18 protein-coding genes are annotated in these 19,489 nt (G+C 58.8%); 10 read left to right on the top strand and 8 right to left on the bottom strand.

The annotated features are described in order from the left end of the window. Positions 1 to 405 precede the first annotated feature (405 nt). Together iolB and ABLV54_RS01025 are read right to left on the bottom strand one after the other, a co-directional pair. Positions 406 to 1,215, bottom strand: a complete 810-nt coding sequence (iolB, locus tag ABLV54_RS01030; protein ID WP_023291777.1) for a 5-deoxy-glucuronate isomerase — start codon at positions 1,213 to 1,215, stop codon at positions 406 to 408. Positions 1,216 to 1,233: 18 nt separating this feature from the next. Continuing rightward, positions 1,234 to 2,739, bottom strand: a complete 1,506-nt coding sequence (locus ABLV54_RS01025; protein ID WP_023291776.1) for a CoA-acylating methylmalonate-semialdehyde dehydrogenase — start codon at positions 2,737 to 2,739, stop codon at positions 1,234 to 1,236. A gap of 351 nt (positions 2,740 to 3,090) precedes the next feature. On the opposite strand from ABLV54_RS01025, the gene ABLV54_RS01020 reads away from it, so the two are divergent. Beyond that, complete coding sequence (locus tag ABLV54_RS01020) at positions 3,091 to 3,912, top strand: TIM barrel protein (protein ID WP_044525212.1); 822 nt, start codon at positions 3,091 to 3,093, stop codon at positions 3,910 to 3,912. 97 nt (positions 3,913 to 4,009) lie between these two features. Then, entirely contained in the window at positions 4,010 to 5,512 is a 1,503-nt protein-coding gene (locus ABLV54_RS01015) for a helicase HerA-like C-terminal domain-containing protein (RefSeq protein ID WP_050533680.1), read from the top strand. Positions 5,513 to 5,562: 50 nt separating this feature from the next. On the opposite strand, the gene lptG is transcribed toward ABLV54_RS01015, so the two are convergent. Next, positions 5,563 to 6,645, bottom strand: coding sequence for an LPS export ABC transporter permease LptG (gene lptG, locus ABLV54_RS01010; protein WP_002886956.1), 1,083 nt, complete (start codon positions 6,643 to 6,645; stop codon positions 5,563 to 5,565). Then, positions 6,645 to 7,742 (bottom strand): LPS export ABC transporter permease LptF, encoded by a 1,098-nt coding sequence (gene lptF / locus ABLV54_RS01005; protein ID WP_023291773.1) that lies wholly within the window; start codon positions 7,740 to 7,742, stop codon positions 6,645 to 6,647. The genes lptG and lptF overlap by 1 nt, the downstream gene beginning before the upstream one ends. A 389-nt stretch (positions 7,743 to 8,131) precedes the next feature. Between lptF and pepA the strand changes: the two genes are divergently transcribed. The 3 genes from pepA (at position 8,132) to ABLV54_RS00990 (ending at position 13,063) form a co-directional block, all read left to right on the top strand. Further along, positions 8,132 to 9,643 carry a leucyl aminopeptidase gene (pepA, locus tag ABLV54_RS01000; protein ID WP_004206531.1) on the top strand — a complete coding sequence of 504 codons (1,512 nt, stop codon included), beginning with the start codon at positions 8,132 to 8,134 and terminating at the stop codon, positions 9,641 to 9,643. Positions 9,644 to 9,764: 121 nt separating this feature from the next. Then, the gene (holC, locus tag ABLV54_RS00995) at positions 9,765 to 10,208 is read left to right on the top strand and encodes a DNA polymerase III subunit chi (RefSeq protein ID WP_048296514.1); all 444 of its coding nucleotides are present in this window, start codon (positions 9,765 to 9,767) and stop codon (positions 10,206 to 10,208) included. Then, positions 10,208 to 13,063 (top strand): valine--tRNA ligase, encoded by a 2,856-nt coding sequence (locus ABLV54_RS00990; RefSeq protein WP_044525210.1) that lies wholly within the window; start codon positions 10,208 to 10,210, stop codon positions 13,061 to 13,063. Before holC ends, ABLV54_RS00990 begins: the two co-directional genes overlap by 1 nt. A 47-nt stretch (positions 13,064 to 13,110) precedes the next feature. Here the strand turns inward: ABLV54_RS00990 and ABLV54_RS00985 are convergent, their stop codons facing one another. Continuing rightward, a complete protein-coding gene (locus ABLV54_RS00985; RefSeq protein WP_156835338.1) occupies positions 13,111 to 14,304 on the bottom strand; it encodes a DUF898 family protein in 1,194 nt (397 codons plus the stop codon). Positions 14,305 to 14,489: 185 nt separating this feature from the next. Between ABLV54_RS00985 and ABLV54_RS00980 the strand changes: the two genes are divergently transcribed. Next, positions 14,490 to 14,993, top strand: coding sequence for a GNAT family N-acetyltransferase (locus tag ABLV54_RS00980; RefSeq protein ID WP_050533678.1), 504 nt, complete (start codon positions 14,490 to 14,492; stop codon positions 14,991 to 14,993). Between the two features lie 283 nt (positions 14,994 to 15,276). Here ABLV54_RS00980 and miaE read toward each other — a convergent pair whose 3' ends face one another. Both miaE and rraB read right to left on the bottom strand, forming a co-directional pair. Further along, positions 15,277 to 16,041: a tRNA isopentenyl-2-thiomethyl-A-37 hydroxylase MiaE gene (miaE, locus tag ABLV54_RS00975; protein ID WP_023291769.1), complete on the bottom strand. Its 765-nt coding sequence runs from the start codon at positions 16,039 to 16,041 to the stop codon at positions 15,277 to 15,279. A 57-nt stretch (positions 16,042 to 16,098) separates the two neighbouring features. Then, complete coding sequence (rraB, locus tag ABLV54_RS00970) at positions 16,099 to 16,521, bottom strand: ribonuclease E inhibitor RraB (protein WP_023291768.1); 423 nt, start codon at positions 16,519 to 16,521, stop codon at positions 16,099 to 16,101. Positions 16,522 to 16,684: 163 nt separating this feature from the next. Here rraB and argF point away from each other — a divergent pair, with 163 nt between their 5' ends. Further along, positions 16,685 to 17,689: an ornithine carbamoyltransferase gene (gene argF / locus ABLV54_RS00965; protein WP_050533677.1), complete on the top strand. Its 1,005-nt coding sequence runs from the start codon at positions 16,685 to 16,687 to the stop codon at positions 17,687 to 17,689. Between the two features lie 69 nt (positions 17,690 to 17,758). Here argF and ABLV54_RS00960 read toward each other — a convergent pair whose 3' ends face one another. Next, on the bottom strand, positions 17,759 to 18,211 hold the full coding sequence (locus ABLV54_RS00960) for a YhcH/YjgK/YiaL family protein (protein WP_050533676.1): 453 nt from the start codon (positions 18,209 to 18,211) through the stop codon (positions 17,759 to 17,761). Between the two features lie 194 nt (positions 18,212 to 18,405). Here ABLV54_RS00960 and ABLV54_RS00955 point away from each other — a divergent pair, with 194 nt between their 5' ends. The 3 genes from ABLV54_RS00955 to pyrB are packed head-to-tail and all read left to right on the top strand — an operon-like array spanning position 18,406 to position 19,482. Continuing rightward, positions 18,406 to 18,510, top strand: a complete 105-nt coding sequence (locus ABLV54_RS00955; protein ID WP_002886930.1) for a pyrBI operon leader peptide — start codon at positions 18,406 to 18,408, stop codon at positions 18,508 to 18,510. After that, entirely contained in the window at positions 18,485 to 18,544 is a 60-nt protein-coding gene (locus tag ABLV54_RS00950; RefSeq protein WP_227650304.1) for a pyrBI operon leader peptide, read from the top strand. Before ABLV54_RS00955 ends, ABLV54_RS00950 begins: the two co-directional genes overlap by 26 nt. A gap of 2 nt (positions 18,545 to 18,546) precedes the next feature. Then, positions 18,547 to 19,482: an aspartate carbamoyltransferase gene (gene pyrB / locus ABLV54_RS00945; protein ID WP_004206522.1), complete on the top strand. Its 936-nt coding sequence runs from the start codon at positions 18,547 to 18,549 to the stop codon at positions 19,480 to 19,482. Positions 19,483 to 19,489 lie beyond the last annotated feature (7 nt).

The raw sequence follows: 19,489 nt of genomic DNA, 5'->3' as shown, positions 1-19,489 counted from the left end.
CGGCCTTCCGGGAACGTCTCAGCGATTTTGAGGCCGTCAGCACCGGCAGTTTCAGTCGCGCAAGTGGGTAAATCAAGGACAGGTCGCACGAACCCTCCAGGCCGGGTCAGGCGCAGCCGCCACCCGGCAACATGACGGGTATCGAGCCTGATATCTTGCCCGGCGGCGCTGCGCTGGCCGGGCCTACGAGGTATGAGCCTGTGAGAGGACCCCGTAGGCCGGATAAGCGTAGCGCCATCCGGCACGGCCACGGGTACGGTGCCTGACTGCCCAGCGACGCTGCGCTTGCCGGGCCTGGGAGTGGGATTCCGCGGAGCCTTTCGCGAAAAAACACCCGCAGCCCATAGACAAGAAGGCCGGTTAGCATCGCTAACCGGCCTTTTTTATCGGCGTCTGCGCGTCACGTTAGTCGTGGCGCGGATATTCCGGGGTGTTGATCCAGGCGTGGTCCTCTTCCCAGGTGAACAGCCATTTCCGATCCGGCCCGGCCATGACGTTCAGATAGTAGCTGTCGTAACCGGCAATCGCCGCCACCGGATGGTAACCGCGCGGCACCATCACCACATCGTGGTTATAGGGCGCCATGCAGGCGTCCAGACTGCGGTCGTCGGTGTAGACCCGCTGGAAGGCAAAGCCCTGCGGCGGATCGAAGCGGTGATAGTAGGTCTCTTCCAGCTGCGTCTCTTTGCCCGGCTGGGCGGTATCGTGCTTATGCGACGGCCACGAGCTGGTGGCCCCTTCGTCGGTGTAGACCTCGACCACCAGCAGGCAATCCGCCTCGGCGCTGTCCGGCAGAATATTATGCACCCGGCGCTGGTTGCGCCCTTTCCCGCGGTGCTCCACGCCGACGTCTTCCGGCCGAATCAGTCGTGCCGGGAAGCTGCCTTTGCCCGGCGCGCTGCACACCGCCAGCTCCAGATCGGAATCGGCGGTCACCTCGACCCGATCCTGCGGCGGCACGTATACCGACCACGGCGGGGTACGTTCAAACGGCGACATCCGTTTACCGAGATTCGGGAAATCGGCCTGCTGCGTTTTCACCGACGCCAGGCCAGCGACCAGCACCAGGCACAGCTCGCGATCGCCGCTCTCCAGCGTCACGGTCTGCCCTTTTTTCAACATCCAGACATCAAAGCCGATATAGCGCCAACCGGCGCTTTGCGGCGTAATGTGCTGGATCTGTCCCTCTTTTCGCGATTTAGCCAGTAACGACATGGCGCTCTCCTTCGCCGATTAACCTAACGTCGGCATGCTGAATTCAGATACGGTCTGCTGCCCTGCCGGCCAGCGTACGGTGGCGGTCTTCATGCGCGTGTAGAAGCGCACGCCGTCCGGCCCGTGGACGTTCAGCGCGCCAAACACTGAGCGCTTCCAGCCGCCGAAGCTGTGGAACGCCATCGGCACCGGGACCGGCACGTTCACCCCGACCATCCCCGCCTGCACGTCGTGGACGAATTCACGCGCGGTGTGGCCGTTGCTGGTGAAGACGGCGCTGCCGTTGCCAAACTCGTGGCTGTTGACCAGTTCGAGGGCGCTGTCATAGTCCGCCGCGCGCACAATCCCCAGCACCGGGCCAAAGATCTCTTCGCGCCAGATGGTCATCTCCGGGGTAACGTGATCGAACAGGGTGCCGCCGATATAATAGCCCGCGTCGTAGCCCGGCACGCGCAGTTTGCGGCCATCGACCACCAGTTTTGCCCCTTCGCTTTCGCCTTTATCAATATAGCCGAGCACTTTTTTCTGGTGAGTATCAGACACCACCGGCCCCATCTCGTTCTCTTCCTGGCCGCGCATGCAGCCCGGGCCCACTTTCAGCGCTTCCACCAGCGGCTTCAGGCGAGCGATCAGTTTGTCGGCGGTTTCATCTCCCACCGCTACCACCACCGGCAGCGCCATGCAGCGCTCGCCTGCGGAACCGAAGGCGCCGCCCATAATGGCGTTAACGGTGGCGTCGAGATCGGCATCCGGCATCACTATCGCGTGGTTTTTGGCCGCGCCGAAGGCCTGCACGCGCTTGCCGTGGGCGCTGGCGGTCTTATAGATATACTCCGCCACGCCGGAGGAGCCGACGAAGCTCACCGCCGCAATGCGCGGGTCAGTGTACAGCTGCTCGGCATCTTCATTGCTGCAGTGCACGACGTTAAACACGCCGTCCGGCAGACCGGCCTCTTTCAGCAGCTCTGCCAGACGCACGGCGGCCGTCGGCGCCAGCGCCGGCGGCTTGAGGACGAAGCTGTTGCCGCAGGCCAGCGCCAGCGGGAACATCCACATCGGCACCATCGCCGGGAAGTTGAACGGGGTGATCCCGGCCACCACGCCCAGCGGCTGCATCAACGAGTAGCTGTCGACGCCGGTGCCGACGTCAGAGGAGTATTCGCCTTTAATCAGGTGCGGGATCCCGCAGGCGAATTCGACCACTTCCATGCCGCGGGTCAGCTCGCCCAGCGCATCCGACCACACTTTGCCGTGCTCGCTGACGATGATCCCCGCCAGCTCTTCCACGTGCTGTTCCAGCAACATTTTAAAGTTGAACAGCACGCGGGCGCGGCGCAGCGGCGTGGTGCGAGACCAGCTGTCAAACGCATCGCGAGCAACCTGAATCGCCTCAGAGACTTCCTGCGCGGTCGATACCGTGACTTCGCGCACCGCTTTGCCCGTCGCCGGATCGTACACCGGCATCGTTTCGTTGCTGCTGCTGATAACGGTTTTCCCGCCAATAAAGTTTCCTGTGATCGTCATGTTCTCGCCTCATAGTGAAGAGGGCCAGCGCACGCCGGCCCGTCGCTGATTCTGCTGTGCTATAACCGTAGTAAAATGAAATTTATATTTCAACATTGTTGTGAAATGAAATTTCATTTTGGTGATAACAGTCGCATTTTGCGCTCACGCATCGCTTACGCGCTTCCCCCATCGAGCCGCGCCGCCTCGCGATACCTGGCTCCCGGTCCCGGTAGCTCCCGCCGCGGCAGCCGGGAATATTTTGCGAGGCAGCTCAAACAATCATCATTTTCATTCTTGCTTATTTTGGAATAAACGTTTTGACTGTTAGCCAATTGAACGAACCCAACCCTCTTCCGTCAGGAGTGTCCTATGGCCATCGCAATGCAACGTTTTTGTATTAACCGCAAAATCGCGCCAGCGCTCAGCATTGAAGCGTTTTTCCGTCTGGTGAACCGTCTGGGCCTGAATAAAGTCGAGCTGCGCAACGATTTACCCAGCGGGAAAGTGACCGACGATCTGAGCCATCAGCAGGTGCGCGAGCTGGCGGCGCGTTACCACATCGAGATCCTGACGATTAACGCGGTCTATCCCTTTAACCGCCGTAGCGAAGAGGTGCGGCAGCTGACCGAGTCGCTGCTGAAAGAGGCCCAGGCCATCGGCGCTAAATCGCTGGTGCTCTGCCCGCTCAACGACGGCAGCGAGGTGCCGGCCAGCGACACTCTGAGCGCCCTGCGCGACCTGGCGCCGCTGTTCGCCTTCTACGGCATCCACGGCCTGGTGGAGCCGCTGGGCTTCCCGCAAAGCTCACTGCGATCGGCGCACCAGGCGCAGACGCTGATCCATGACGCCCGCGTGCCGTTTAAGCTGCTGATCGACACCTTCCATCACCATCTCTACCCGCAGGCGGCGGACGAGTTCAGCCAGGTGGAGGTGGCGGACATCGGTCTGGTGCACCTCTCCGGGGTGGACGATACCCGTCCGCGCGAGCAGCTCACCGATGCCGAGCGCATCATGCTGACGCCGCAGGATCGCCTCGGCACCTGCGAGCAGGTTAAAGCGCTGGAAGCCCGCGGGTATCAGGGGGTATACGCTTTTGAACCCTTCGCTCCCGAGCTGGCGCAGTGGAGCGAAGCGGATATCGAGCGCGAAATTGAGCAGAGCATTGCGCTTATCCAACGCCACTGCGCCTGAGGCCTCTCGCGACAGCGTGCGCGGCGCGTGACGATTTCCCCAACGCCGGACGACGAGGTTGCCTATAATCGTCGCAGGATAAATGGAGGAATCGATCATGAGCTCACCCCTGTTGATTGCGCGCACGCTGGATAACGCGCTCTATTTGCTGCCCGCGATGGCCAACCGCCATGGGCTGATCACCGGTGCGACCGGCACCGGTAAAACCGTCACCCTGCAAAAGCTGGCTGAGTCGTTCTCGGAAATTGGCGTGCCGGTATTTATGGCGGACGTTAAGGGCGACCTGACCGGCATTGCCGCCGCGGGGCAGAGCTCAGAGAAACTGCAGGCGCGGCTGGAGAAGATCGGCGTCAGCGACTGGGAGCCGCACGCCAACCCGGTGGTACTCTGGGATATCTTTGGCGAGAAGGGCCACCCGGTTCGGGCGACGGTCTCCGATCTTGGCCCCCTGCTGCTGGCGCGCCTGCTCAATCTCAATGAGGTGCAGAGCGGCGTGCTGAACATTATTTTCCGCATCGCGGACGACCGCGGTCTGCTGCTGCTTGACTTCAAAGACCTCCGCGCCATCACCCAGTTTATCGGCGACAACGCCAAATCTTTCCAGAACCAGTATGGCAATATCAGCAGCGCCTCGGTCGGCGCCATCCAGCGCGGACTGTTGACCCTGGAGCAACAGGGCGCCGGGCACTTCTTCGGCGAGCCGATGCTGGATATTGCCGACTGGATGCGCGTCGATGCCTGCGGCAAAGGGATAATCAATATCCTCAGCGCCGAAAAGCTCTACCAGATGCCGAAGCTCTACGCCGCCAGCCTGCTGTGGATGCTCTCCGAGCTGTACGAGCGTCTGCCGGAGGCGGGCGATCTCGACAAGCCCAAACTGGTGTTCTTCTTCGATGAGGCGCATCTGCTGTTCAACGACGCGCCGCAGGTGCTGCTGGATAAAATCGAACAGGTGATCCGTCTTATTCGCTCCAAGGGCGTCGGCGTCTATTTTGTCTCGCAGAACCCGGCGGATATACCCGACGCCGTGCTCGGCCAGCTGGGCAACCGCGTACAGCACGCGCTGCGCGCCTTTACGCCGAAGGATCAGAAAGCGGTGAAAACCGCCGCCCAGACCATGCGCGCCAACCCGGCCTTCAGTACCGAGCAGGCGATCCAGGAGCTGGGCACCGGCGAGGCGCTGATCTCCTTCCTCGATGAGAAAGGCAGCCCCTCGGTGGTCGAGCGGGCGATGGTTATCGCCCCCTGCTCGCGAATGGGGCCGGTCAGCGATGATGAGCGCAATGGCCTGCTGAATCACTCGCCGCTGTACGGCAAGTATGAAGAAGAGGTGGACCGCGAGTCGGCCTTCGAAATGCTGCAGCAAGGGGTGCAGGTCACTACCGAGCAGCAGTCGGCTCCGCCGGCGAAGGGTCAGCAGAGCGGGGATGACGATGGGCTGCTCGGCGGCCTGAAAGATATCCTGTTCGGCAGCACCGGCCCGCGCGGCGGCAAACGCGACGGTATCGTGCAGACCGCGGCGAAAAGCGCGGTTCGCCAGGTCACCAATCAGATCGTCCGCGGCATGCTGGGCAGTCTGCTGGGCGGCCGCAAGCGCTAAAAAAAAGCCCCCTCATCGTTGAGGGGGCTTACGTTCCGTAGCCGAGACCGCTAGGCCTTGCGCATCATCAGCCAGAGGCTTATCAGGAAGAAGCTGGCGCTTGGCAACAGGGCGCCGATGATCGGCGGTATGCCGTACACCAGGGTCAGCGGGCCGAAAATCTGATCCAGCACGTAGAAGATAAAGCCGAAGCTAATCCCGGTCACCACCCTGACGCCCATCGGCACGCTACGCAGCGGGCCAAAGATAAACGACAGCGCCATCAGCATCATCACCGCCACCGACAGCGGCTGGAAGATTTTGCTCCACATATTGAGCTGGTAGCGTCCCGGATCCTGGCCGCTGGACTTCAGGTATTTCACATAGTTGTGCAGCCCGCTGATCGACAGCGCGTCCGGATCCAGGGCTACCACGCCGAGCTTGTCCGGCGTCAGGTTGGTTTTCCAGGTGCCGCTCACCATCTGCGACCCGGTCACCTGCTTCGGATCGGTCAGATCGGATTCATCCACCTGCGACAGGCGCCACACTTTATTCTCGCTATCGAATTTTGCCGAGGCGGCATAGCGCACCGACTGTAAACGACGCTCCGGGTTGAAGGCATAAATGCTGACGCCCCCCAGCTCATCGTTACCTTTTACCCGTTCGATATAGACAAAGTTATGGCCATCTTTCGCCCACAGCCCCTGCTGGGTGGAAAGCAGCGAACCGCCGTACATCTGCTGGGCGCGGTAGTTGCGCGCCATCTGTTCGCCCTGCGGCGCCACCCACTCGCCGATCGCCATGGTCAACAGCACCAGCGGGATCGCGGTTTTCATCACCGCCAGCGCCACCTGCAGCCGGGTGAAACCGGACGCCTGCATCACCACCAGCTCGCTGCGCTGGGCCAGCATCCCCAGCCCCAGCAGCGCGCCAAGCAGCGCCGCCATCGGGAAGAAGATCTGGATGTCTTTCGGCACGCTGAGGATGGTGTAGAGGCCAGCGCCCAGCGCATCGTAACTACCCTGCCCGGACTTTTTCAGCTGATCGACAAACTTGATAATGCCGGAGAGCGACACCAGCATGAACAGGGTCATCATGATGGTGTTGAAAATCGTCTTACCGATATAACGGTCAAGTACGCCAAACGCCTGCATCAGGCCGCTCCTTTATTAAAACGGGCGCGGAAGCGGCGCATCGGCACCGTGTCCCACAGGTTTAACAGCACCGCCAGCGCAAAATAGAGCAGGTTAATCGCCCACATCCAGATAGCCGGGTCCATTTTGCCTTTGCCGCCGTTCGACTTAATCGAGGTCTGCAGCAGGAAGAACACCAGGTAGAGCAGCATCGCCGGCAGCATTGACAGCACGCGGCCCTGGCGCGGGTTGACCACGCTGAGCGGCACCACCATCAGCGCCATAATGAAGACGGTCGCCACCAGCGTGAAGCGCCAGTGCAGTTCGGCGCGCGCACGATCGGTGTGGGTCTGCCACAGGGTGCGCATATCCATCTGTTCGGTGTCGTCCGGATCGGCGGCCACCGCCTGGTGGCCGATAATGGCCTGATAGTTATTGAAGTCGGTGATGCGGAAGTCGCGCAGCATCGCGGTGCCTTCAAAGCGGGTGCCCTTATTGAGGGTCACCACCTGCGAACCGTCTTTCTGCTGCGACAGCTCGCCGGAATCCGCCACCACCACGGAGGGGCGCGCGTTGCCTTTCGGGCGCAGCTGGGCAAGGAAGACGTCATGGAAGCGGTTGCCGTTCACGCTCTCGATAAACATGACCGCGTTACCATCGCTGGCCTGCTGGAACTGGCCCTGGGCCAGCGCGGCCATGCCGGGGTTGGCCTTGGCTTCCGCCAGCACTTCATCCTGATGGCGCGACGACCACGGCCCTGCCCACATCACGTTGACCGCCGCCACCGCGCCGGTGAACAGCGCGAGGATCATCGCCGCCTTGATCAATACGGCTTTACTCAGGCCGCAGGCGTGCATCACCGTAATTTCGCTTTCGGTGTACAGCTTGCCGAGGGTCATCAGCAGGCCAAGGAACAGACTTAACGGCAGGATAAGCTGCGCCATCTCCGGGATGCCGAGCCCCAGCAGCGAGAGCACCAGATTGGTTGGGATATCGCCATCCACCGCAGCGCCGAGGATCCTGACTAATTTCTGGCAAAAGAAAATCAGTAACAGGATGAATAGGATCGCCAACTGGCTTTTCAGCGTCTCACGAACCAGATATCTTATGATTATCACTATAAATACGCCCGTAAAAACCCGTTTTAGTGCAGGAAAATTGCTTGTTTCATGGCTTAAACGTCATTTATTCTCTTTGGTCGTCGAAAACGTCGCTAAGATTAAATGACTCATCGGTTCTGCATGTCAGGATCTTTTCTGACGAACCCAGGCCTTATTAACGTTAAGATTAACACGAAGTCACCGCAACAGCGGACATGAGTTACGAAAGCTTGCAATTATATACTCAATGGATTTCGAGTTGTAAGAAGGCAGCAGGGCTGTGGCCCCTGGCGCGCACAATGTGCCACGTCAGGGTAAGCAGGCGCAGCCGGCGCATCTGCAACTTGAAAGGCGACGAGTATAGCCGTAGCCACCACTGTTGTCTTTAAGATTCAGGAGCATAGTGCATGGAGTTCAGTGTAAAAAGCGGTAGCCCGGAGAAGCAGCGGAGCGCCTGTATCGTGGTCGGCGTCTTTGAACCACGTCGCCTCTCCCCCATCGCCGAACAACTCGATAAAATCAGCGACGGCTACATCAGCGCCCTGCTGCGTCGCGGCGAGCTGGAAGGCAAACCTGGCCAGACGTTATTGCTGCACCATGTGCCGAACATTCTGTCTGAGCGCATTCTGCTGATTGGCTGCGGCAAAGAGCGCGAACTGGATGAGCGTCAGTACAAGCAGGTCATCCAGAAAACCATCAATACCCTGAATGATACCGGTTCAATGGAGGCAGTCTGCTTCCTGACCGAGTTGCACGTCAAGGGTCGTAACAACTACTGGAAAGTTCGCCAGGCGGTGGAAACCGCCAAAGAGACGCTGTACAGCTTCGACCAGCTGAAGACCAACAAAAGCGAGCCGCGTCGCCCGCTGCGTAAAATGGTCTTTAACGTGCCGACCCGTCGCGAGCTGACCAGCGGCGAACGCGCCATTCAGCACGGGCTGGCGATCGCCGCCGGCATCAAAGCGGCGAAAGATCTCGGCAACATGCCGCCGAACATCTGTAACGCCGCCTATCTGGCCTCCCAGGCGCGCCAGCTGGCCGATACCTATAGCAAAAACGTCATCACCCGGGTGATCGGCGAACAGCAGATGCGCGAGCTGGGAATGAACGCCTACCTCGCCGTCGGCAACGGTTCGCAGAACGAGTCGCTGATGTCGGTCATCGAGTATAAAGGCAACCCGTCGGAAGACGCGCGCCCTATCGTGCTGGTCGGTAAAGGCCTGACCTTCGATTCCGGCGGTATCTCCATCAAGCCGGCCGAAGGCATGGACGAGATGAAGTACGACATGTGCGGCGCCGCGGCGGTGTACGGCGTGATGCGGATGGTTGCTGAGCTGCAGCTGCCGCTGAACGTGATCGGCGTGCTGGCGGGCTGTGAAAACATGCCTGGCGGTCGCGCTTATCGCCCGGGCGATGTTCTGACCACCATGTCCGGCCAGACGGTGGAAGTGCTCAACACCGACGCCGAAGGCCGTCTGGTGCTGTGCGACGTGCTGACCTACGTTGAGCGCTTCGAGCCGGAAGCGGTTATCGATGTCGCGACGCTGACCGGCGCCTGCGTGATTGCCCTCGGCCATCACATCACCGGCCTGATGTCGAACCATAACCCGCTGGCCCATGAGCTGATCGGCGCCTCTGAACTGGCGGGCGACCGCGCATGGCGTCTGCCGCTGGCCGACGAGTTCCAGGATCAGCTGGAATCCAACTTTGCCGATATGGCGAATATTGGCGGCCGTCCTGGCGGCGCGATCACCGCCGGCTGCTTCCTGTCGCGCTTCACCCGCAAGTACAACTGGGCGCACCTCGACATCGCCGGCACCGCCTGGCGTTCCGGTAAGGCCAAAGGCGCCACCGGTCGTCCGGTCGCGCTGCTGTCGCAGTTCCTGCTCAATCGCGCGGGTTTTAACGGCGAAGAGTGATTGCCGTCTGATGCCCGGTGGCGCTACGCTTACCGGGCCTACGGAAAGATGCCGTTTGTAAGCCGGGTAAGCGTAGCGCCGCCCGGCTTTACATTTAAATCCACAACAAGAAGCCCCATATATGAAAAACGCAACGTTCTATCTTCTGGACAACGAAGACACCGTCGAAGGCCTGAGCGCCGTCGAGCAGCTGGTGTGTGACATTGCCGCAGAACGTTGGCGCAACGGCAAGCGCGTCCTGATCGCCTGTGAAGATGAGCAGCAGGCGATTCGTCTCGATGAGGCGCTGTGGTCGCGACCACCGGAGAGCTTTGTGCCGCACAATCTGGCGGGCGAAGGCCCGCGAGGCGGCGCGCCGGTAGAGATTGCCTGGCCGCAAAAGCGCAACAGCAGCCCGCGGGACATTCTGATCAGCCTGCGGCTTAACTTTGCAGATTTTGCCACCGCTTTCACAGAAGTGATAGACTTTGTCCCTTACGAAGAAAATCTGAAACAACTGGCGCGCGAACGCTATAAGGCGTACCGCATGGCTGGTTTCAACCTGAACACGGCAACCTGGAAATAATGGAAAAGACATACAACCCACAAGATATCGAACAGCCGCTTTACGAGCACTGGGAAAAGCAGGGCTATTTCAAACCGAATGGTGATGAAAGCCAGGAGAGCTTCTGCATCATGATCCCGCCGCCGAACGTCACCGGCAGTTTGCATATGGGTCATGCCTTCCAGCAAACCATCATGGATACCATGATTCGCTACCAGCGCATGCAGGGCAAAAACACCCTGTGGCAGGCGGGGACCGACCACGCAGGTATCGCTACCCAGATGGTGGTTGAGCGTAAGATTGCCGCTGAAGAAGGGAAAACCCGTCACGACTACGGCCGCGATGCCTTTATCGACAAAATCTGGCAGTGGAAAGCGGAATCCGGCGGCACCATTACCCGTCAGATGCGCCGTCTCGGCAACTCCGTTGACTGGGAGCGCGAGCGCTTCACCATGGACGAAGGCCTTTCCAATGCCGTGAAAGAAGTCTTCGTTCGCCTGTACAAGGAAGACCTGATCTACCGCGGCAAACGCCTGGTTAACTGGGACCCGAAACTGCGTACCGCCATCTCCGATCTGGAAGTGGAAAACCGCGAATCGAAAGGCTCCATGTGGCATATCCGCTATCCGCTGGCCGATGGCGCGAAAACCGCTGACGGTAAAGACTACCTGGTGGTCGCCACCACCCGTCCGGAAACCCTGCTGGGCGATACCGGCGTGGCCGTTAACCCGGAAGATCCGCGTTACAAAGATCTGATTGGCAAATTCGTGGTGCTGCCGCTGGTTAACCGCCGCATCCCGATTGTGGGCGACGAACACGCCGACATGGAGAAAGGCACCGGCTGCGTGAAGATCACCCCGGCGCACGACTTTAACGACTACGAAGTGGGTCGTCGTCACCAGCTGCCGATGATCAACATCCTGACCTTTGACGGCGACATCCGCGAAAGCGCGGAAGTGTACGACACCAAAGGCAATGAATCCGACGTCTACTCCAGCGAGATCCCGGCGGAGTTCCAGAAACTGGAACGCTTCGCGGCGCGTAAAGCCGTCGTTGCGGCGGTTGACGCCCTCGGCCTGCTGGAAGAGATCAAACCGCACGACCTGACCGTGCCTTACGGCGACCGCGGCGGCGTGGTTATTGAACCGATGCTGACCGACCAGTGGTACGTGCGCGCGGACGTGCTGGCCAAGCCGGCGGTGGAAGCCGTTGAAAACGGCGACATTCAGTTCGTGCCGAAGCAGTACGAAAACATGTACTTCTCCTGGATGCGCGATATTCAGGACTGGTGTATCTCCCGTCAGCTGTGGTGGGGTCACCGCATCCCGGCATGGTATGACAACGACGGCAACGTTTACGTGGGCCGCACCGAAGACGAAGTACGCCAGGAAAATAACCTCGGCGCCGACGTGGCGCTGCGCCAGGACGAAGACGTGCTGGATACCTGGTTCTCCTCCGCGCTGTGGACCTTCTCCACTCTCGGCTGGCCGGAAAACACCGACGCCCTGCGTCAGTTCCACCCGACCAGCGTGATGGTGTCCGGCTTCGACATCATCTTCTTCTGGATCGCCCGCATGATCATGATGACCATGCACTTCATCAAAGATGAAAACGGTAAACCGCAGGTGCCGTTTAAGACCGTCTACATGACCGGTCTGATCCGCGATGACGAAGGCCAGAAGATGTCCAAATCCAAGGGTAACGTTATCGACCCGCTGGATATGGTTGACGGCATCACCCTGCCGGAGCTGCTGGAGAAACGTACCGGCAACATGATGCAGCCGCAGCTGGCGGAGAAAATCCGTAAGCGCACCGAGAAACAGTTCCCGAACGGCATCGAGCCGCACGGCACCGACGCCCTGCGCTTCACCCTGGCGGCGCTGGCCTCTACCGGCCGCGACATCAACTGGGATATGAAGCGTCTGGAAGGTTACCGTAACTTCTGTAACAAACTGTGGAACGCCAGCCGCTTCGTGCTGATGAACACCGAAGATCAGGATTGCGGCTTCAACGGCGGTGAAAGGGTGCTCTCTCTGGCCGACCGCTGGATCCTCGCGGAATTCAACCACACCGTCAAAGCGTATCGCGAAGCGCTGGATAACTTCCGCTTCGATATCGCCGCCGGCATCCTGTACGAGTTCACCTGGAACCAGTTCTGCGACTGGTACCTGGAACTGACCAAGCCGGTGATGAACGGCGGCAGCGAAGCGGAACTGCGCGGCACTCGCCATACGCTGGTGACCGTGCTGGAAGGTCTGCTGCGCCTGGCGCATCCGATCATTCCGTTCATCACCGAGACCATCTGGCAGCGCGTGAAGGTCATCTGCGGGATCACCGCCGACACCATCATGCTGCAGCCGTTCCCGCAGTATGATGCCTCTCAGGTGGATGACGCGGCGCTGGCCGACACCGAATGGCTGAAGCAGGCGATCGTCGCCGTACGTAACATCCGTGCGGAAATGAACATCGCCCCGGGCAAACCGCTGGAACTGCTGCTGCGCGGCTGCAGCAAAGAGGCCGAGCGTCGCGTGAACGACAACCGCAGCTTCCTGCTGAATCTGGCGCGTCTGGAAAGCATTACCGTGCTGCCTGCCGATGATAAAGGTCCGGTCTCCGTGACCAAGATCGTCGACGGCGCCGAGCTGCTGATCCCGATGGCGGGCCTCATCAACAAAGAAGATGAGCTGGCGCGTCTGGCGAAAGAGGTGGCCAAAATCGAAGGCGAAATTGGCCGCATCGAAAGCAAGCTGGCTAACGAAGGCTTTGTCGCCCGCGCGCCGGAAGCGGTGATCGCCAAAGAGCGCGAGAAGCTGGAAGGCTACGCGGAAGCGAAAGCGAAGCTGATTGAGCAGCAGGCGGTGATCGCCGCGCTGTAATTGCTCGCGATAGAAAAAAGGCCGGAGCTTGCTCCGGCCTTTTTACATTACAGGAACGGCAGCATCGGAAAAAAACCGCCGCATAGTTTGTCAGATACCGTCGGCTGCGGTGGCGCCGCCGGCTGTAGATCGAGCGAATCGAGCTCACCGACCATCGTCGTGTTTTCAGCAATATAGCGTAGCAAATCAATCTTAAACCAGGGATAGGCCAGCCCCAGCGTCAGCGGCGTGAGAAACGTCAACGCCAGTAAACGCGGAGCAAGACCGAAAAACGTCAGGGTGGAACGAAAATGAACGCTGTCCCCCAGCACCAGGTTATTCATCGCGTGATTACGTAAAGCCACACGAAGGTATGCCATGGATAACACGATACCGATAGTGAGGAATATATATCCCCCTAATATCGCCCCAAGATGCCGCAATGCCATAAACAGTGCCGAACCTTCACTGCACAGACCAAACATACAGCCCGTCAGCAGTTGAGCGAATGCGGAAAATAAAAAGCCAATAAAAATGATGATAAACGGCAACAAAATCGCCGTTGCCCATAAAAAAATCACCACACAACGCTTAGTACTCACATAAATATTAAATTTATTTTTGCCTAAGGTTGCGCCTTTGCCGATGAGATCAAGCCAGTGGCTGTAAACCACACCGCTGGTTATTGCCATAATAACTAGCGCCAGCAAAAGCAGAACAACGATCCCCAGCAGCATGCTATTTAGGCCATTGTAAAAGAGCCGACTTCCCAGCATGGCGAACACCACCGCTGTTAGCACGTATATCAGCAAAGGTAAGCCGAGCATAATCCACCATCCGCGCAGCAGATGACACTGAACCCCAAAGCGAATATTCGCGAAAGAGGTCATCGTCGCATGGTAGCTTAACCCCTTAATTATCATTACCGGCAGCAGGATAAGAAATGTCAGCGTCTCCAGCCCTTCGCTACCGGGAGAGAAAATGGCAAGCGCTAAGCTGAGTAAAACCAGCACGACAAATATCAATAGCCAGCTGAGTAAAATCGTGATACCGCGCCCGTGATAGGCAAAGCGGGCGCCATTAACCTCCATATTCTCACAAAGATAACGGCGACTCCGTACCCATGCCCATGGAATAAATAACCCACAAGTTATTACAGAAAAAATAATATTAACCAGACAAATAATAAAATAGCGCCCGACCTGACCATGAAAAACAAAAGAATGGCCAGAACGCTGCAATTGCCCTGAAATCATACTCATAAAAAAGTCGTCCTTGTACTTTAAACCATATATAAAAATAATAAATAATGCGCATCGGCATTAAGCGAGCAGAATATATTATTTTGAATTTTCCCGGCAATACATTTCACGCGCACCTTGCGCCTGTAAACGAATAATGGTATTAAAGAAATATATGGTTATTTAAGCTAAAATTGAGTGATTCTATGAATCTTGCCGCGCCACAGACCTTTACTTTACGCCGTATCGCGGTACAGGATAACGCTGCGATAGCGGCCGTCATCCGCCAGGTATCCGCAGAATATGGCCTGACCGCCGATAAAGGCTATACGGTCGCCGACCCGAATCTCGATGAGCTGTATGAGCTGTACAGCCAGCCGGGCTCGGCCTATTGGGTGGTGGAGAAAGGGGGAGAAGTGGTTGGCGGCGGCGGCGTCGCGCCGCTCGCCTGCAGCGAGCCGGATATCTGCGAGCTGCAGAAAATGTATTTCATGACCAGCGCCCGCGGCCAGGGGCTGGCGAAGAAGCTGGCGCTGCTGGCGCTGGACTACGCCCGCGAGCAAGGGTTTAAACGCTGCTATCTGGAAACCACCGCCTTCCTGACGGAGGCGATCGGCTTATATGAGCATCTTGGCTTCGAACATATTGACGGTCCGCTGGGCTGCACCGGCCACGTGGACTGCGAAGTGCGGATGTTGAAAATGCTGTAACGCCTCGATATCCCAGGCGTCCCCGGTAGAGCTACGCTTACCGGGGCTACAGTTCGGTAGCCCGGCTAAGCGTAGCGCGAGCCGGGGTATGTCCCGGATGGCACCGCTAGCACCTTACCCGTGCTCGCGGTGCCGTTTTTTTGTCGGGTGGCGGCTAACGCCTCACCCGACCTACGGCCCGTACCATGGCGAGCTGAAGCTCTCAACGCTATCTCTCTCCCCATGGCTACTGAGACTGCCGGCGTGAGTGGCGACCGGGGCGACGGGAGCCGAACAGCGTGGGCTACGCCGCCGCCGGCACGCCGCTGTGAAAGCGGAACTCGGCCTCCGGACGGAGGATCAGCGCCGCTTCCGCCTCGCCGAGCTGGCGGACCCGTTCGCTGATATCTTCTCCGGCAATCTTCTGCGCCAGATCCAGGTAGTCCTGATAGTGACGCGCTTCCGAGCGCAGCAGCGACAGATAGAACTTCTGCAGATCGTCGTCCAGCCACGGCGCCAGCGCCGCAAAGCGCTCGCAGGAGCGGGCCTCGATATAGGCGCCGCAGATAAGCTTATCGATCAGCATCACCGGCTCATGTGAGCGCACCTCCCGTCGCATGCCGCGGGCATAGTTGCTGGCGGTGATTTTGACGTAGGGGATATCGCGCGCCAGCATCATCTCCCGCACCTGCCAGAAGTGATGCAGCTCCTCTTTAATCAGCAAAATCATGCTGTCCAGCAGCTGACGGCCCCACGGGTCGTCGGTCTGCGGCATGGCGCTTTTGTTGATCCGCTTATGCAGGGCGACAAAATCCGGCTCCGGCCCCCGGCGGTAGGTGAAGTCTTCATACGGCTTCAGGCAGGCCAGCAGCTCGTCGGCGTCGGCTTTATCCGCGACGTAGCGACGCACCAGCAGCATGGCGTTCTGCGCCGCTTTCAGTTCGCACACCATATGGTCGGTCAGCAGCAGCGGCAGGTTTTCCGGCTTGCGGGCTTCGTCAATCCACGCCTGCGGCGTCGGGCAGTGCAGGAAGTTGATAATCGGGGAGAGTATCTGCGGGTAATCCATGGAGGTTCCTTGCTATACGGCGGCTGGCGCCGCCGTATCATCTACATCTTCTGCGACTTAGTGACGAACACCATCGTCGTCTTCATCGACAAAATCTTCGTCATCCTCGCCGTCTTCTTCGCCGTTCGGGTCCTCATAGTAGGTGCCCCAACCGTCATACTCGACGTCAAATTTTTCTGCCAGCGTCATCAGCTGTTCCACCTGGGCATCGATCAGTTCTGCGTTCAGGGCGCATTCGCTCAGAATATCGCAGCAGATGACCACTTCACCCTCTTCCACTTCCAGCTCTTCGGGCTCGGTCACTTCGTAGCCCAGCTTAAACGCTTCCACCGCCACTTTCTCCAGGGTTTCGAAATCGTCTGCAGAGAGGTGATGCTCAATCGTGTACAGTGCGTCCGGATCGCTGCCATCTTCCAGCAGCTCTTCGATAATCAGACGCGTCTCTTCACGCTGTTCTTCCAGGTGTTCCGGGTTTGCCATGGCTCGTTCCTCATAATGTGCGGCAGTTATCCCTATTGTCACATACCGCCGTCATTGCCTCCACTTCTCAGTGAAAGATTTCGATCACAGACTTGCAAATGAATATTCATACATATAAATTGAATTTTAATTCAATTAGTGGCCTATGCCAGGTGAGGGAACCATGTCTGCGTTTTACCAGAAGCATTTTTTAAAGTTACTCGATTTTACGCCTGCAGAAATCACCGACCTGCTCGAGCTGGCGGCAAAGCTGAAAGCCGATAAGAAAAACGGTATCGAAGTCCAGAAACTGGCAGGGAAAAACATCGCGCTCATCTTCGAAAAAGACTCAACCCGTACACGATGCTCTTTCGAAGTTGCCGCATACGATCAGGGCGCCCGCGTGACCTACCTGGGGCCCAGCGGCAGCCAGATTGGCCATAAAGAGTCGATCAAGGACACCGCCCGCGTGCTCGGACGGATGTACGACGGCATTCAGTACCGCGGCCACGGCCAGGAAGTGGTGGAGACCCTGGCGCAATACGCCGGCGTGCCGGTGTGGAACGGCCTCACCAACGAGTTCCACCCTACCCAGCTGCTGGCGGACCTGCTGACCATGAAAGAGCACCTGCCGGGCAAAGCCTTTAACCATATGACGCTGGTCTACGCCGGCGACGCGCGCAACAACATGGGTAATTCGATGCTGGAAGCCGCGGCGCTGACCGGTCTGGATCTGCGCCTGGTGGCGCCCTCGGCCTGCTGGCCGGAGGCCGCGCTGGTGGAAACCTGTACCGCGCTGGCGAAACAGCAGGGCGGTAACATCACCCTGACGGAAGATATCGCCGCGGGGGTGCAAGGCGCCGATTTTATCTATACCGACGTCTGGGTCTCAATGGGCGAGGCGAAGGAAAAATGGGCCGAACGTATCGCCCTGCTGCGCGACTATCAGGTTAACAGTGCGATGCTGGCGCTGACCGGCAACCCGCAGGTCAAATTCCTCCACTGCCTGCCAGCGTTCCATGATGACCAGACCACGCTGGGCAAACAGATGGCTGCCGAATACGGCCTGCACGGCGGCATGGAGGTGACTGACGAGGTGTTTGAGTCGGCGGCAAGCGTGGTCTTCGACCAGGCGGAAAACCGGATGCACACCATCAAAGCGGTGATGGTGGCGACGCTGAGCAAATAATCCTTCGCTCGCCGTCAAATCCCGGATCGCTCGGCGCGTATCCGGGATACCGCTCGTCAGGGCGCTTTGTCACGCCATCAGCATCTTCACCACCGCTTTGCGCACCTTCGCCGGGGCGCCCACGGCGCACAGCGGTTTATGCACTTCGCCGGGATAAAACACCACAAAGTCCCCTTCGTTAAGGATCACCGTTTGCTCCTGCGCCCCCTCCGCCAGGAAAGCGATGTCTTTCTCCGCCAGCCAGTCGGTCTGCGGCTCTCCTGCCGGCAGGGTGCTGAAGGTCATCCCCTCGCTGCCGCGGAGCACAATCTGGATATCGAGATAGCGGGCATGATATTCCGCGCGACGCGCGGCCTGCGGCTCGGTGGTGTCCTCGGAAATCAGATAAAACAGGTTTTTGCCGTCGATATCATGTTTACCCAGCGGCGTCGCCTCGCTGACATGGGCGATAACGTGTTCGATAGCCTCGCGCAGCGCGGCAGGCAGCCATGGCTGCAGATGGTGGATATTGCCAATAATCATCGCTTACCTCAAATATAAAACAACATTTCATTTTTGCGTTTTATACCCCCATCGTCGCTGCCATACCAGTGCAGTTTCACGGTTCTTTGCGCTGGCGCACTTTTCTGCAGGCAAACGATTACCTGTTTGTGAATGAATCGCTTGATCGTCATAACGGTCTGCGTATAATGCCAGTCGTTTTGCCGGGAGGAAGCATGGCCAATTGCGTACGACATTCTGTCTTAGCGCGTCTCAATGCAGACGCTGGCCTGCCGTTTTTCTTTCCGTTGCTCATTGGATTCCCGAAGCCCCTTATTTAAGGGGCTTTTTTTTTGCCCAGGCGTCAGGAGATAAGCATGGCTAACCCGCTATATCAAAAACATATCATTTCCATAAACGATCTCAGCCGCGAAGACCTCGAACTGGTGCTGGCGACGGCGGCAAAGCTGAAAGCTAATCCACAACCCGAGCTGCTGAAGCATAAGGTTATCGCCAGCTGTTTCTTTGAAGCCTCGACCCGCACCCGCCTCTCTTTTGAAACCTCGATGCACCGCCTGGGGGCCAGCGTGGTCGGCTTCTCCGACAGCGCCAACACCTCGCTGGGCAAAAAAGGGGAAACGCTGGCGGATACCATCTCCGTCATCAGCACCTACGTTGACGCCATCGTGATGCGTCATCCGCAGGAGGGCGCCGCCCGCCTGGCAACCGAATTCTCCGGCGGCGTGCCGGTACTGAACGCCGGCGACGGCGCCAACCAGCACCCGACCCAGACCCTGCTCGACCTGTTCACCATTCAGGAGACCCAGGGCCGCCTCGAAAACCTCAACGTGGCGATGGTCGGCGATCTGAAGTATGGCCGTACCGTCCACTCCCTGACCCAGGCGCTGGCCAAATTCAGCGGCAACCGCTTCTACTTTATCGCCCCGGACGCGCTGGCCATGCCGCAGTACATCCTCGATATGCTGGATGAAAAAGGCATCGCCTGGAGCCTGCATAGCGCCATCGACGACGTGATGGCGGAAGTGGATATTCTCTACATGACCCGCGTGCAGAAAGAGCGTCTGGATCCGTCGGAATACGCCAACGTCAAAGCGCAGTTCGTCCTGCGCGCCGCCGACCTCGAAGGGGCGCGCGCCAATATGAAGGTGCTGCACCCGCTGCCGCGCATTGACGAAATCACCACCGATGTCGATAAAACGCCGCACGCCTGGTACTTCCAGCAGGCCGGTAACGGCATCTTCGCCCGCCAGGCGTTACTGGCACTGGTACTGAATAGCGAGCTGGCACTGTAAGGGGAAA

Origin of the sequence: Klebsiella sp. JB_Kp042 (genome assembly GCF_040065275.1) — a bacterium.
Classification (GTDB): Bacteria; Pseudomonadota; Gammaproteobacteria; order Enterobacterales; family Enterobacteriaceae; genus Klebsiella; species Klebsiella quasipneumoniae.
The sequence above is the reverse complement of the archived record's forward strand: the minus strand, read 5'-3'. Positions and strand labels throughout refer to the sequence as shown.